The organism is Streptosporangiales bacterium, assembly GCA_009379955.1.
Classification (GTDB): Bacteria; Actinomycetota; Actinomycetes; order Streptosporangiales; family WHST01; genus WHST01.
Genome location: WHST01000025.1, coordinates 26,042 through 39,166, shown reverse-complemented (window position 1 = coordinate 39,166; position 13,125 = coordinate 26,042). Strand labels below are relative to the sequence as shown.

11 protein-coding genes and 2 pseudogenes are annotated in these 13,125 nt (G+C 71.2%); 6 read left to right on the top strand and 7 right to left on the bottom strand.

Annotation, left to right across the window (positions count from 1 at the left end):
* Positions 1-3 precede the first annotated feature (3 nt).
* Genes GEV10_10300 through GEV10_10285 form a run of 4 tightly spaced genes read right to left on the bottom strand, consistent with a single transcriptional unit; the run spans position 4 to position 3,293 of the window.
* Positions 4-1,281, bottom strand: coding sequence for an amidohydrolase family protein (locus tag GEV10_10300; protein MQA78848.1), 1,278 nt, complete (start codon positions 1,279-1,281; stop codon positions 4-6).
* Entirely contained in the window at positions 1,278-1,613 is a 336-nt protein-coding gene (locus tag GEV10_10295) for a hypothetical protein (protein MQA78847.1), read from the bottom strand. Before GEV10_10295 ends, GEV10_10300 begins: the two co-directional genes overlap by 4 nt.
* Entirely contained in the window at positions 1,600-1,992 is a 393-nt protein-coding gene (locus GEV10_10290; GenBank protein MQA78846.1) for a Rieske 2Fe-2S domain-containing protein, read from the bottom strand. Before GEV10_10290 ends, GEV10_10295 begins: the two co-directional genes overlap by 14 nt.
* A 23-nt stretch (positions 1,993-2,015) precedes the next feature.
* Positions 2,016-3,293, bottom strand: coding sequence for a hypothetical protein (locus GEV10_10285; GenBank protein MQA78845.1), 1,278 nt, complete (start codon positions 3,291-3,293; stop codon positions 2,016-2,018).
* Here GEV10_10285 and GEV10_10280 point away from each other — a divergent pair.
* Complete coding sequence (locus tag GEV10_10280) at positions 3,292-4,755, top strand: aldehyde dehydrogenase family protein (GenBank protein ID MQA78844.1); 1,464 nt, start codon at positions 3,292-3,294, stop codon at positions 4,753-4,755. The genes GEV10_10285 and GEV10_10280 overlap by 2 nt on opposite strands.
* A gap of 27 nt (positions 4,756-4,782) precedes the next feature.
* On the opposite strand, the gene GEV10_10275 is transcribed toward GEV10_10280, so the two are convergent.
* Positions 4,783-4,995: a hypothetical protein gene (locus tag GEV10_10275; GenBank protein MQA78843.1), complete on the bottom strand. Its 213-nt coding sequence runs from the start codon at positions 4,993-4,995 to the stop codon at positions 4,783-4,785.
* Between the two features lie 162 nt (positions 4,996-5,157).
* Here GEV10_10275 and GEV10_10270 point away from each other — a divergent pair, with 162 nt between their 5' ends.
* On the top strand, positions 5,158-5,718 hold the full coding sequence (locus tag GEV10_10270) for a dihydrofolate reductase (GenBank protein MQA78842.1): 561 nt from the start codon (positions 5,158-5,160) through the stop codon (positions 5,716-5,718).
* 88 nt (positions 5,719-5,806) lie between these two features.
* On the opposite strand, the gene GEV10_10265 is transcribed toward GEV10_10270, so the two are convergent.
* The gene (locus tag GEV10_10265; protein MQA78841.1) at positions 5,807-6,952 is read right to left on the bottom strand and encodes a ScyD/ScyE family protein; all 1,146 of its coding nucleotides are present in this window, start codon (positions 6,950-6,952) and stop codon (positions 5,807-5,809) included.
* A gap of 277 nt (positions 6,953-7,229) precedes the next feature.
* Here GEV10_10265 and GEV10_10260 point away from each other — a divergent pair.
* Together GEV10_10260 and GEV10_10255 are read left to right on the top strand one after the other, a co-directional pair.
* Positions 7,230-7,334, top strand: a pseudogene (locus tag GEV10_10260) (regulator).
* Between the two features lie 120 nt (positions 7,335-7,454).
* Positions 7,455-9,491: a hypothetical protein gene (locus GEV10_10255; protein ID MQA78840.1), complete on the top strand. Its 2,037-nt coding sequence runs from the start codon at positions 7,455-7,457 to the stop codon at positions 9,489-9,491.
* On the opposite strand, the gene GEV10_10250 is transcribed toward GEV10_10255, so the two are convergent.
* Positions 9,454-10,410: a glycosyltransferase gene (locus GEV10_10250; protein MQA78839.1), complete on the bottom strand. Its 957-nt coding sequence runs from the start codon at positions 10,408-10,410 to the stop codon at positions 9,454-9,456. The genes GEV10_10255 and GEV10_10250 overlap by 38 nt on opposite strands.
* Before the next feature lie 101 nt (positions 10,411-10,511).
* Between GEV10_10250 and GEV10_10245 the strand changes: the two are divergent.
* Together GEV10_10245 and GEV10_10240 are read left to right on the top strand one after the other, a co-directional pair.
* Positions 10,512-11,992, top strand: a pseudogene (locus tag GEV10_10245) (NAD(P)-binding protein).
* 8 nt (positions 11,993-12,000) lie between these two features.
* A complete protein-coding gene (locus tag GEV10_10240) occupies positions 12,001-13,053 on the top strand; it encodes an alpha/beta hydrolase fold domain-containing protein (GenBank protein MQA78838.1) in 1,053 nt (350 codons plus the stop codon).
* Positions 13,054-13,125 lie beyond the last annotated feature (72 nt).

Here is a 13,125-nt window from a genome sequence, read left to right as displayed (position 1 = left end):
CACTTACGGGCCGAGCGGCGGGGCGACCGGCGCACCCTGGTCGGCCTCGACCGTCGTCGTCTCCGTCGGCGGGGTCGCTCGCTTCTCCGCCTTGAAGCCGAACAGGTCGAGCGCGTTGCCACCGAGGATCCTGCGCTTGGCGTCCTCGGTGAGGAACGGCAGGTCGTAGATCGTCGACGGCGCGTCGAAGTCCCAGTGCGGGTAGTCGGACGAGTACAGCAGCGTGCGCTCGGCCTCCATGATGTCGAACGTCGACTCGATGATCGACGTCTTGGCGCTGCGCTCCATCGGCTGGCTCGAGTACCACATGTCGCGCATGTAGTCGCTCGGCAGCTTCGTCAGCGCCGGCGCCTCGGCCGTCCGCATCAGGTACTCGTTGTCGAGACGCTGCATCAGGAACGGGACCCACGCAAGCCCCGACTCGACCCACAGCAGCCTCAGCCCGGGGAAGCGTTCGGGGATGCCGTTCATGAGCATGTTCGTCATGTGCACCATGTTCGACGTCGTGAAGCCGAGCGCGTGCACAGAGATGAACTTGTTCAGCAACGACATCGACTGGTCGTTCCAGTTGTACGCCGCGTGGAACGCCAGCGGCATGTTGCGCTCCTGCAGCGCGGAGTAGATCGGCGCGAACTCGTTGGAGTGCACCGGCTTGTAGCGCACGCTCGTCACCATGAAGCCCACGACCGCGGGGTCGTCGGAGAAGTCCTCGACCATCCGCAGCGCGGCCTCGGGGTCGTTGAACGGCAGGTACAGCATCGTCTTGATGCGCTCGTCCTGCGGCAGGATCTCCTTGGTCAGCCAGTGCGAGTACGCACGGGCGAGTCCCGCCTCGACCTGCGGCTGCGGGTGGAGCCCGAGGAACAGCATCGCCGTCGGGAACAGGATCGTGTAGTCGATGGCCATCTCGTCCATCGCCCAGATGGTCCTGCGCACCAGCGGGTCGCGACCGTCGTCCGACAGCGTGTCGGCGAAACCGTTGACCCCCGGCCGGACGATGCGGCCGGAGTTGGAGTGCCAGCGGATCTCCAGACCCATCATGCCCGCGGCGCTCTCGCGCCTCGTGACGTCCTCCGCGAACATGCGGATCGCGTCGTCCTCGATGTGCGGGATGAGTCCCGACCACGATGCGGTGTCCTCGCGGTGGTGCGCGTCGACGTCGACGATCGGGAAGTCGTAGAGGCCGCGCGTGAGCGCCTGCTTGCGCGCGTTGGCCAGCAGGTTGCCGGTCGGCACCGTCGACCGGTCGTAGAACTCCGGACGCTGTTGCTTCGCAGTCATTCGACCCTCCCGATCCACGGCCGCCCGCCGAGGCTCTGCCACAACGCCAGCTCGAACACCTCGAGGTTCTGCTGCTCGAGCAGCATGCTCGTCACGACCACGACGTCGGTCGCGTTGACCCCGGCGTCGTCGACGAACGGCTCGCTCGTCTCGCCCGCGATGGCGCGAGCGGCCAGCAACCGGAACGCCGCGGTGAACAGGCGCCGGTTCTGCCGGTCGTCGACCGACGATCCGCCGGCCGAGGCCAGTGACTCCAACCGTTCGCACAGGTCGTCGACATCGACGTCGACGCCGGACGTCGCGGACGCCTCGCGCAGGTCAGACGATGACATAGACGTCTCCCTCCCTCTCGACGGTCGGGAACGCGCGCAGCTTGAGTTTGCGGAGCCCCACCATCTCTCCGGTGCGCAGGTCGTACTCCCAGCTGTGCCACGGACAGACCAGGTGCGGGACGTCGTAGTTCGCGCGCTCGCCGAGACTGCGGCCGTTGTCGTCGAAGACGGCCTCCATCTGCGGGTAGTACTGGCCCTCGCAGACCGGCCCGCCCTGGTGCACGCAGCGGTTCTCGTACGCGACGAACTCGCCGTCGACACGGAACACGCCGATCTGCCGCTCACCGACGTCGATGATGCGCCTGTCACCGTCCCTGAAGTCCGCCGCGGCACCGACGCGTACCGCGTTCCCGTCGGCGTTCCCGTTCTGGTCAGCCATCCCCAGCCTCCTCGTCCGAGCGGTCAGTACGCGCCGAGCTCCTTGACCGCCTGCTTCGCGAAGGAGTCGTCGACGAGGTCGTCGATGTTCACCTTCTTCTTGATCAGCTTCTTGGACGCGAACCAGGTCTGCTGGTCCTCGAGGAACTCACGCGTCACCGTCTGGTCGGGGTTGAGCCCGAACGGCTTCGTCGCGAGGACCGTCGCCAGCGGCTGCTCGGACGCCTCGGAGATGATCTTCGCGATCTCGTCCTTGTTCTTGCCCTTGAAGAACGCGTCGTTGTAGAGGCGCACGCCCTTCATGTAGGCGGTCATGAACTTCTGCGCGACCTCGCGGTCCTCGACGAAGTCCTGGCTGTAGATGAGCGGCACGATGCTCGCGCCGCCCTCGGGAACGGTCGCGGCGAGGTCGGAGACCTCCTTGACCTTGCCCGACTTCAGCGCCGCGGTCAGGAACGGCTCGATGATGACGCCCGCGTCGACGGACCCCTTGATGAGCGCGGCACTCATCTCCGCGTACGGCATGGTCTCGATCGTGACGTCGTCGGACGACATGCCGTACTTCTTCATCAGGGTGTCGAACATGACCAGGGTGGCGTTCTTGGAGTCCGTCACCGCGACCTTCTTGCCCTTGAGGTTCCGCAGCGACGTCTCGACGTCCTTGCCGACGAACGACTCTCTGGCGAGCAGGCGCGTCGCCGACGCCTTCGAGCTCACGCTCTGCTTGTCGCCGACGATCTGCACTCCCAGGCCCTGCGTCACCGAGTTGAACATGCCTGCGGTGACGGCCATGCCCGCGACGTCGAGGTTGCCGGCGGCCACGGCGGTGGTGATCTCGGAGCCCGAGCCCATCCGGTTGCGCTCGACCTTGAGGCCGGCGTCCTTGAAGTAGCCCTTGGCCTCCGCGATGTACAGGCCGGCGTCGGTGAGGCCGCCGACGGAGGCGAACCTGACGACGCGCTGGCCGTCCTCGGTCTGCGGCTCGTTCTTCGCGCACGCCGTACCGGCGAGCATCATGGCGAACACCGTGATCCCGACGGCGAACGTACGTCCGACGAGTCCCTTCATCGCGACTCCCTTGATCGACCTTGATCGACTGGCACAGACGACTGTTCCGTTGAACGGACTCCCCGTCCCGAAGGATTCTTGCGAGGTTCCCCGGCCGCTGTCAACAGATCGCGACGCCTTCCCCGTGTTTCCGGCATACCGGCGCAGTATTTCCGGCACAACCGGCGCCGTCGGCTCTTGACAGGTCTCGAGGGGTCCACCCACGATGTCGGAACACTTGTTCCGCTGATGCATTGACCGTCCCGACAGGAGTGATGCGGTGACCACGCCGGAGGTCGTCGTCCGCAACCCCGCACGCCGCGACGAGGTGGTCGGCCGCGTCGCGCTCGCCGGGCCGGACGACGTCGACGCGGCGGTCGACCGCGCCACGAAGGCGGGCACCGCGTGGGGCCGGCTCACCGGAGCCGACCGTGCCGCGCACCTGCTCGCGGCTGCCGACGCGCTGGAGGCGGACGACCTCGACGAACGCGCCCGGCTGCTCACGTCCGAGCACGGCAAGGTGCTGTGGGAGTCACGCCTCGACGTGGCGGGCGCGGCGACGATCCTGCGCTACTACGCAGCGTTCGGCGAGCGACTCGACGCCGAGACCGACCACGTGAACGGCTTCGGCCTCGCACGGATCCGGCGGCGACCGGTCGGCGTGACCGCGGTCATCGTGCCCTGGAACTACCCCGTCTACCTGGCGTGCCTGATGCTGGTGCCCGCGCTGCTCGCCGGCAACCCCGTCGTCGTCAAGCCTTCTGAGGTCGTGCCGCTGACGCTGACCGGTGTGCTCGACGGGCTCGCCGCGGCGCTGCCGCCGGGCGTGGTCAACGTCGTGCAGGGCACCGGCGCGACGGTCGGGGCGCAGCTGACCGGGCACCCCGGCGTACGTGCGGTGCTCTTCACCGGCAGCACCGCGACCGGACGTGCCATCATCGCCAACTCGGCGGGGACCATCAAGCGGCTCGGCCTCGAGCTCGGCGGCAACGACCCGGCGATCGTCCTCGACTCGGCCGTCGTCGACGACGCGATGGTCGACGAGCTGCTGCGCGGCGTGTACACGTCGTCGGGGCAGATCTGTTACAACGTCAAGCGCATCTACGTCCACCGGAGCAGGCACGCGGAGCTCGTCGAGGCGTTCACGTCCGCGGTGCGCGACATCGTGGTCGGCGACGGACTCGCGCCAGGCACCCACATCGGGCCGCTCACGACGCCCGCTCAGCTCGCGCGGGTACGCGAGCTCGTCGACGACGCGCGCGCGGGTGCCGCCCGAGTCGTGGAGCTGGGCACGGAGGGCACCGGCCTCGACCGCGACAACGGGCTCTTCGCGATGCCCACGGTCGTGACGGACATCGCGCCCGGTGCGCGACTCGTCCAGGAGGAGCAGTTCGGCCCCGTCGTCCCGATCCTGGCCGTCGACTCCGACGAGACCGCCGTCTCGCTGGCCAACGAGACCGAGTACGGGCTCGCGGCGTCGGTCTGGTCGGCCGACCCCGACCACGCCGACGCGGTCGCGCGGCGGATCGACGCCGGCTCGGTGTTCGTCAACGCGCACCGCATCGGCGTGTCCGACCTCACCATGCCGTTCGGTGGGATGAAGCAGAGCGGCCTCGGCCGGCGGCACGGGTGGGAGGCGGTGGAGGAATGCAGCGAGCTGCAGACCATCGCACACATCACGACGACGGACACGCTGCCGGGACCGCCCCGGGCCTGACGCTCCGACGACCCGCGGTGACCCCGGTCAGCCGGACTTGCGGCGGAACTGGCGCTTCACCTTGGCCTGCGAGGGACCCACGCCCTTGTCGTCGGCGCGGGCGCGCTCGTTCGAGGCGTGCTCCGCCTGCTTCTTGCGCTCCAGCGCCTCGCGGAACCTGCGGTGCGTCTCATCCTGCTCGTCCGCGGACTGTGCCTCTGCCGGCTGTTCGTCCGCGGGCTTCGACTGGTCATCGCCCATGTGTGCCCTCCGGCCGCCAAGCCTACGGCACGGCCCACCGGCGCCGGGTCCCGACGACCACCCCATCGTCCCCGAAGGAATCGGACCGCGGCAGGCGATGACTTCCGGACCGGCGCGGTGTCCAATGTGCAGAACGTCCACATCGCCCCCAGAGGAGCCGCCATGACCACACCGCCGTCCCGCCGTATCGTCGCCAACTTCTTCATCAGCCTCGACGGGGTCGTCGAGGCACCGGACAAGTGGCACTTCCCCTACTTCGACGACGAGATGGGCGCGGCCGTGGGTGAAGGCTTCGCGCGCAGCGATGCCATGCTCATGGGCGCCACCAACTATCGCGAATGGGCCGAGTACTGGCCCAACAGCGACGACGAGATCGCCGCCACGATGAACGGCGCCACCAAGTACGTGGTGTCCGACACCCTCGAGAGCGCCGACTGGGCCAACACAACCCTCCTCCGCCGCGCGGAGGCGGGCGACCGTCTCCGCGAGCTCAAGGCCGGGCAAGGGAAGAACATCGCCCTGTCGGGCAGTGCCACCCTGGTGCGCTGGCTGCTGAGCGAGGGTCTCCTCGATGAGCTGGACCTCCTGGTGCACCCGATCGTGGTCGGCTCCGGCGCGCACCTGTTCGAGGCGGGCACCCCGCGCCTGCCGCTGACGCTCGCCTCCTCCACGACGTTCGGCAGCGGCGTCCTCCACCTCGTCTACCGCCCCGCCGCGGACTGATCCCACGGTCGACCCCGTGAGGGGCACCCCCACCGTGCTCCCACCCGGTGGGGGTGCCCCTCACGGGTCCCGCTAGACCGCTGGACCGCTAGAAGCGCAGCTTCCAGATCTGTCCCGGCGGGGCGCCGTCGGCGCCGTCGCGGTCGGAGATGCTGAACGCCGAGACGAACACGCTGCCCTTGCTGTCCGTCAACAGCCCGGCCGGCATCGGCACGGGCACCGCGGTGCGCTGGCACGTCGGCGAGATCCTGACGACCTGGCCGCCGGTCGCACCGCCGAACAGCTCGCTCACGTAGAGGCTCCCGTCCGGACCGAACGCGATCCCGCTGATGCCACTGAAGCCCGCGGTGTCCTTGGCGCAGAGCGTGCCACCCTTGCCGTAGAAGCCGAGGACCTTGCCCGTGGTCGGCGAGACCTTGACGACCCGCGCCCCACCGGGCTCGAAGTGCGCGAGCTCGCCGACGTACAGCGCGTGGCCTGGTCCCTTGGCCAGCGACGTCGGCACCGAGTGCATGTCGCACTCGGGCGTCACGACTCCACCGCAGCCGTGCGCCGGCATGACCGTGAGCACCCTCGCCTTGCCACGGTCGACGAGGACGAGATGGTTGCCGCCCGCGTCGGCGACGACCGACCTGTGGTCATCGAGGGCGAGCACCGCGTACGGGTTGGCGTTGACGTCGGTGCCGTCCGGGTTCTGGGTGACCTCGATGGCCGCGAGGTCGGCGATCGACTTCTTTGCGTGGCTCGGCCACGGCGTCGCCCGGATCAGCTTGCCGAGCTGCCACTTCGGCACCCCGGTCCTGGGCAGGACGTCCGGCGGAGCCCACGTCATCGCGACGAGGATCTTGCCGTTCTGGAACGAGACGCCGTTCGACCCCACCGCCGAGCCGCCCTCGCGGGAGGCACCGGAGATGAGCCCGGTCACGACGCGCCGTGCGTCGCCGTCGACCGTCCGCGCGGGGTCGGCGATCCGCGAGATGCTGCCGGTGACGCCGAGACACGTCTCGCCCTCCGGGCCGGTGAAGCACCCGTTGGGCCCCGGGTTCACCTTGCCGCGACCCGCCTCGGCGACGAGCAGAGCGCCGTTCGACCCCCACGCGAGCTGGCGCGGGTTGTCGAGGCCACTCGCCACGACGACGGGCTCCGCCGGCGCCGCGGACGCACTGCCCGACAGCACGAGCGAGAGCGCGGCGGCCAGCGCGGCCGCCAGGACGAGGGGTGCGCGTCTACGCATGTCGAGACCTCCGCTGATCCTCCGGTTAGGGGAGATCGAACGACCGGTCGACCGCTGTCACACCGAGAACACGGAACAGCTACGGCAACGCGTTCGCGTACGGTCACACCGGGGTTCGGCCCGTGAGGCGGACGTCTATGATCGGCACTTCCCTCCACTGCCCGTAACCATCACCTGGTCGAGCGGGGACTCGACCGATACGCACCACCGGAGGACCCTGTGGGAATCCTGAGCCTGCTCAGAAGGAAGAGCAAGCAGGAAGACAAGGCAGTCGACACCGACGCCACCGCGCCGGCCGAGGCCGAGGCCCCCGCCTCGGAGACCCCGGACGCCGCGGCGGACACCCCGGCCGAGGCCGCCACCGAAGCCGAGACCGCCGCAGACGCGACAAAGGCGTCCTGACGTCGCAGACAGCACTGGGTGAAGGGCACCTTCACCACACCATGGTGTGGTGAAGGTGCCCTTCACACGTACGGAGCACCCCGTGCCATAGCCTCGGCGCGTGCCCGCGCACCTTTCCCGCGCCCTTCCCCTCGTCGTACGGTCCTCCGTCACGCCTGCCGTGGTCGCGGCCGCGCTCGTCGTGACGATGCTCGTCCGGGCGGGCACGCCGGTGGTCGACGTGGCCGGCTACGCGTTCTACTGGGCCGGATTCGTGACCTGGCCGGGCCTCGTCGTGTGGCGGTGCGTACGAGGCCGTGCCGGACGCCTGGTCGACGACCTCGCCGTCGGCTCGGCCGTGGGCCTGGCGGTCGAGCTGCCGGTCTACGCGGTGAGCACGGCACTCGGGCAGCCGCGCGCACACGTCGTCGTCCCGGCCGTCATCGTGATCGCCGGTTCGGCACTGCCCGCGCTGCGGCGTCGCTGGCTGGTCAGGTCAGGCGACACCCTCGCGCCCGGCCCCGCCTGGGTGATCGCGGGCGCCGTGACCGTGGCAGTGTCGGTCGTCGCTGCGCGGGGGTTCGGCCGGCACCCGCTCACCGAGGGCTACGCGCTCGCCGCGTACACCGACCTGCCGTACCAGCTGGCACTCGCGGCGGAGGCGAAGCACCACTTCCCGCTGACCACCCCGCACGTCGCCGGGTTGCCGTTGCACTACCAGTACTTCGTCCACGAGCACCTGGCGGCGGCGAGCTGGACCAGCGGCGTCGACCTGCCGCTCGTGGTGTTCCGGCTCGGCGCCGTGCCTCTCCTCGTCGTGGGCGTCCTGCTCACGGTGGCACTCGCGCACCGGCTGGCCGACTCCAGCTGGGTGGGCGGGATCGCGGCCGTGCTCGTGGTGGCGTCGACCTCGGTCGTGAGGGCGAACTGGAACATCGCCGACCTCGCCTTCGCCAGCCCGACCCAGGCGTACGCCACGGTCCTCCTCGGCGGTCTCGCCGTGCTCCTCGTCGACCTGCTGCGCGACCGGGCGCCGCCGCGGTCGTGGATCCTCGTGGTGCTCCTGCTCGTCGCGAGCGTCGCGAGCAAGGGCACCGTGCTCCCGCTGGTCGTCGGCAGCCTCGGCGTCGTCGTCGTGGGCCGCGTCGTCGCGCGAAAGGGCCTGCGCCCCGCCGTGGTAGCGCTCGGCTCGTCGTTCGCGATCTGGCTGCTCGGGATGGTCGTCGTCTTCGGCGGGGAGCGCCTCGGGCTCGCCGTCTCGCCGCTGCACATGCTCCACCGCACCCCGCTCACACCCGTGATCGGCACCAGTGCGCCGGCCCTGGTCATGACGCTCGGCGTGACGCTGCTGACGTGGGGAGCACCGCTCGCCGGGGCGGCGCTGCTCGTCCGCCGTGCGTCCTTCGAGCCCGGCGCTGTCCTCGCCGCGTCGTTCACCTACGGCGGCGCGGCAGCCGCGCTGCTGTTCGGCCACGTCTCGTCGAGCGAGGGGTACTTCGTCCGCACCGCCGCTCTGACGGGCGCGGCGGTCGTCGCCGGGGCCCTGGCCCGCGCGGCGGGATCGCGTCCATGGCCGAGCCGCCCCGCGGTCGCGACGGCGCTCCTCGCCGTGCTCGCCGTCGGCTCCGTCGCCGAACGCGCCGTGGCCGCACCCGCACTCCTGAAGCACTCACTCGTCACGCTCCGCGCGGCGCCGCTGCGCTCGTACACCGAGACGACCCTCGACGAGCTGCATGCGGCGCGCTGGCTGCGCGCCCACTCGGGCACGGACGACCTCGTCGCCACCGACCGCCACTGCCGCCGCCGCTTCCGTGGTGTCCGGCCAGGCTGCGACGGGCGCGCGTTCTGGCTCACCGGAACGGCGGAACGCCGGGTGCTGGTGGAGGGCTGGGCATACACGACCGCGTCCCGCGCGTATGCCGATGAGCACGGGCTCAGCGAGGGCCAGGGCACGCCGTTCCCTGACCAGGAGCGGCTACGCGCCAACGACGCCGCCTTCGACCGCCCGAGCGCGACGACCCTGCGGGCGCTGCACGCCCGCTACGGCGCGCGCTGGCTCTTCGCCACCGGGCTCGACGCCGCGGACCGGCGCACGCTCGACCGGATCGCCGACCTGCGCTTCACCTCAGGTCGGGTACGCGTGTACGAGATTCGCTGACCAGCGAGTCGTAGGCGACGAAGTACGACGGTCGCCCCTGGGCGGCGAGGTACATGCGTCCGACGTACTCGCCGAGCAGGCCCAGGCAGAAGAGCTGGACGGCGCCGACGCCGACCACGGTCGCGAACGTCGACGTCCAGCCGGGCGTCGTGTGGCCGAGCGCCCACGAGACGAGCGCGTACGCGATCAGTGCGAGGGCGCAGAACATCCCGAGGAACCCGCACCACGTCGCCGCGCGCAGCGGCGCGACGGAGAAGCCGGTCACGCTGTCGAGCGACAGCCGCAGCATCCGGGCGAGCGTGTACTTCGTGCCGCCGGCCGCGCGCGCCGCACGCTCGTACGCCACGGTGGTACTGGGGAACCCGAGCGCCGGCACCGCGAGCCTGAGCACGCGGTTCTGCTCCGGCAGCCGGTTGACGGCGTCGACGGTCGCGCGGCTCATCAGCCTGAAGTCGCCGGCGTTCGCCGGCACCTGACTGCCCGCGAGCCTCCGCATCAGCGCGTAGAACATCGCCGCCGTCCGGCGCTTGAAGAACGTGTCGGTGCTGCGGTCCGCGCGGACGGCGTAGACCACGTCGACGTCCGACGCCTCGGCGGTGCGGAGCATCTCGCCGACCAGCTCCGGCGGGTCCTGCAGGTCGGCGTCCATGGTCACGACCCATTCGCCCCTGGCACGCACCAGGCCCGCCGACAGTGCCGCCTGGTGGCCGGAGTTGGCGCGCAGCCCGATGACCCGCAGCTGCGGCCAGACCCGCCGGAAGCCCTCGAGCAGCGCGGCGCTGGTGTCGGTGCTGCCGTCGTCGACCGCGACCACCTCGTACGGCCGGTCGAGGCGGTCGAGCACGGGGCGCAGCCGCTCGACGAGCAGCGGCAGGACATCCGCCTCGTCGTACACGGGGACCACGACCGACAGCACCACCCGAGTAGACACCGGACCCGGCCGCTCGATCAGCCTCGTGGCGGACGGTTCACCAAGCCTTCACCACCGGTGTGGCAGCCGGACAAGTTACTCTCCGGTAGATGGACGACGTGACGGTCGCGATCATCGGCAGCGGGTTCTCCGGTCTCGGGGCCGCGATCGGACTGAAGGAGGACGGCGTCGACGACCTCGTCGTCCTCGAACGCGCGGACGACCTCGGCGGCACCTGGCGCGACAACACCTACCCGGGGGCGGCGTGCGACGTCCCTTCGCAGCTGTACTCGTTCGCGTTCGCGCCCAACCCGGCGTGGAGCCGCAGCTTCTCGCCGCAGCAGGAGATCTGGGACTACCTCCGCGACGTCGCCGACTCGCACGGCGTGCTGCCCCACCTCCGCCTCGGACACGAGGTGCTCGCCGCCGACTGGGACGAGGGCGCCGCGCGCTGGGTCGTCACGACGAGCCGCGGCACGCTGCGCGCGCAGGTGCTCGTCGACGCGTCGGGACCGCTGTCCGAGCCCGCGCTGCCCGCGATCCCCGGCCTCGACACGTTCGCCGGCACCCTCTTCCACTCGGCAGCGTGGGACCACGACCACGACCTCGCCGGCGAGCGGGTCGCGGTCATCGGCAGCGGCGCCTCGGCCGCGCAGTTCGTGCCCGAGATCCAACCGGTCGTCGAACGCCTGCACGTCTTCCAGCGCACGCCGCCGTGGGTGATGCCGCGGCACGACCGGGCGCTCTCGGCGTTCGAGCACCGGCTCTACCGCGCGCTCCCGCCGATGCAGCGGCTGGTGCGCGCCGGCATCTTCCTCGGCCGCGAGATGTACGCGTTCGGCTTCACCGTCGACCAGCGGCCGCTGCAGGGGTTCCAGCGGATCGCCGAACGCCAGCTGGAGCGCCAGGTGCCCGACGAACGGCTCCGCGCGAAGTTGACCCCCTCGTACACGATGGGCTGCAAGCGTGTCGTGCTCTCCAGCACCTGGTACCCCGCGCTCACGCAGCCCAACGTCGACGTGGTGACCGAGCGCATCGCGCGCATCGAGCCGCACGCGGTCGTCACCGACGACGGGGGCGTACGCGAGGTCGACACCATCGTCTGCGGCACGGGTTCCGGGTCACGAACCCGCCGATCGCCGAACGCATCCGCGGCAGCGACGGCCGCACACTCGCCGAGACCTGGCGCGACGGCATGCGCGCGTACAAGGGCACGACGGTGGCGGGGTTCCCCAACCTGTTCATGCTGCTCGGTCCCAACACCGGCGGCGGCCATACGTCCGTCGTGCTGATGTCTGAGGCGCAACTCGCGTACGTCCGCGACGCCGTCGGGTTCCTGCGGCGGCACGGCGCGCAGGCCGTCGACGTGCGGCACGAGGTGATGGAGCGGTACCACGCGACGGTGCAGCACCGCATGCGTCGCACGGTCTGGGTGCGCGGCGGGTGCCGGAGTTGGTACCTCGACGAGCACGGGCGCAACACCACGCTGTGGCCGTCGTTCGTGTCGGGCTTCCGCCGCCGTACGGCGCGGTTCGACAGGTACGCCTACCGCGTCGACGCGCGGCCACGGCAGGCGCAGGAGGCGCGGTGAGACCGTTCCTGGGTCTCGCGCGGGCCGAGAGCGTCGCCGCCCGCGCGATCGCCGGGCTGCCCGAGCCGGTGCGCCGCGGCCTCGCCGGCCGTCCCTTCCACGTCGACGGCGCGACGATGGACTCGCAGGCGCAGCTGATCCTCGCGCTGCGCGAGCGCATGGGCGCACCACCGCTCGACGCGCTGACGCCGGCGGAGGCGCGCGACCTGCTGCGCCGGGACGCCACCACCGTGGCCGGGCCAGGGCCGCCGGTCGCGACGCACGAGCTCACGGTCGACGGCGCGACCGGCCCGCTGCGCGCACGGCACTACCGGCCGCCGCCCGGCGAGCCCGGCCCACGGCCGCTGCTCGTCTACCTGCACGGCGGTGGGCACGTCTCCGGCGACATCGACACCCACGACGTGCCGTGCCGGTCGCTGTGCCTGCACGCGGGCGTGCACGTCGTCTCCGTCGACTACCGGCGCGCACCCGAGCACCCGTTCCCCGCCGCGGTCGACGACACGGTCGCCGCGGTCCGCTGGGCGTACGCCCACGCGGCCACACTCGGTGCCGACGCCGACCGGATCGCCGTCGGCGGCGACAGCGCCGGCGGCAACCTCGCGACCGTCGCCTGCCAACTGCTCGCCCGCGCGGGCGAGCGCGCGCCCGCCGCTCAGCTGCTCGTGTACCCGACCACCGACCGCGTCGGCACGTACCCGTCTGCGACGTCGTTCGCCCAGGGCTGCTACCTCACGGATGCCGACATCGACTGGTATCTCACGCAGTACGTCGGCACCACGGGCCACCCGCTCGACGACCCGCGCATCTCCCCGCTGCTCGCCGACAACCTCACCGGCCTCCCACCCGCCGTCGTCGTGACGGCCGGTTTCGACCCGCTGCGCGACGAGGGCGAGGCGTACGCCCACGCCCTGCGCGCCGCGGGCACGCCGACCACGCTGCGCAGGTTCCCGACGCTGGTGCACGGCTTCCTCTGCATGGCCGGCGGCAGCCGCGCCGCCCGCGACGCGACCGTCGAGATCGCCGGCACGCTCCGAGCGACCCTGGACCTGCACTCCGGCTGAGCCTGCGACCCCGCCGGGACGCCGCCGTGCTCAGGGTCCCCGCATCACCGCTGGGGACCCCGGCAGGGGTCA

Bases quoted from the DNA above. Each gene is read 5' to 3' on its own strand.
- GEV10_10300 (MQA78848.1), bottom strand. From the start codon at position 1,281: ATGACTGCGAAGCAACAGCGTCCGGAGTTCTACGACCGGTCGACGGTG.
- GEV10_10295 (MQA78847.1), bottom strand. From the start codon at position 1,613: ATGTCATCGTCTGACCTGCGCGAGGCGTCCGCGACGTCCGGCGTCGAC.
- GEV10_10290 (MQA78846.1), bottom strand. From the start codon at position 1,992: ATGGCTGACCAGAACGGGAACGCCGACGGGAACGCGGTACGCGTCGGT.
- GEV10_10285 (MQA78845.1), bottom strand. From the start codon at position 3,293: ATGCATCAGCGGAACAAGTGTTCCGACATCGTGGGTGGACCCCTCGAG.
- GEV10_10275 (MQA78843.1), bottom strand. From the start codon at position 4,995: ATGGGCGATGACCAGTCGAAGCCCGCGGACGAACAGCCGGCAGAGGCA.
- GEV10_10270 (MQA78842.1), top strand. From the start codon at position 5,158: ATGACCACACCGCCGTCCCGCCGTATCGTCGCCAACTTCTTCATCAGC.
- GEV10_10265 (MQA78841.1), bottom strand. From the start codon at position 6,952: ATGCGTAGACGCGCACCCCTCGTCCTGGCGGCCGCGCTGGCCGCCGCG.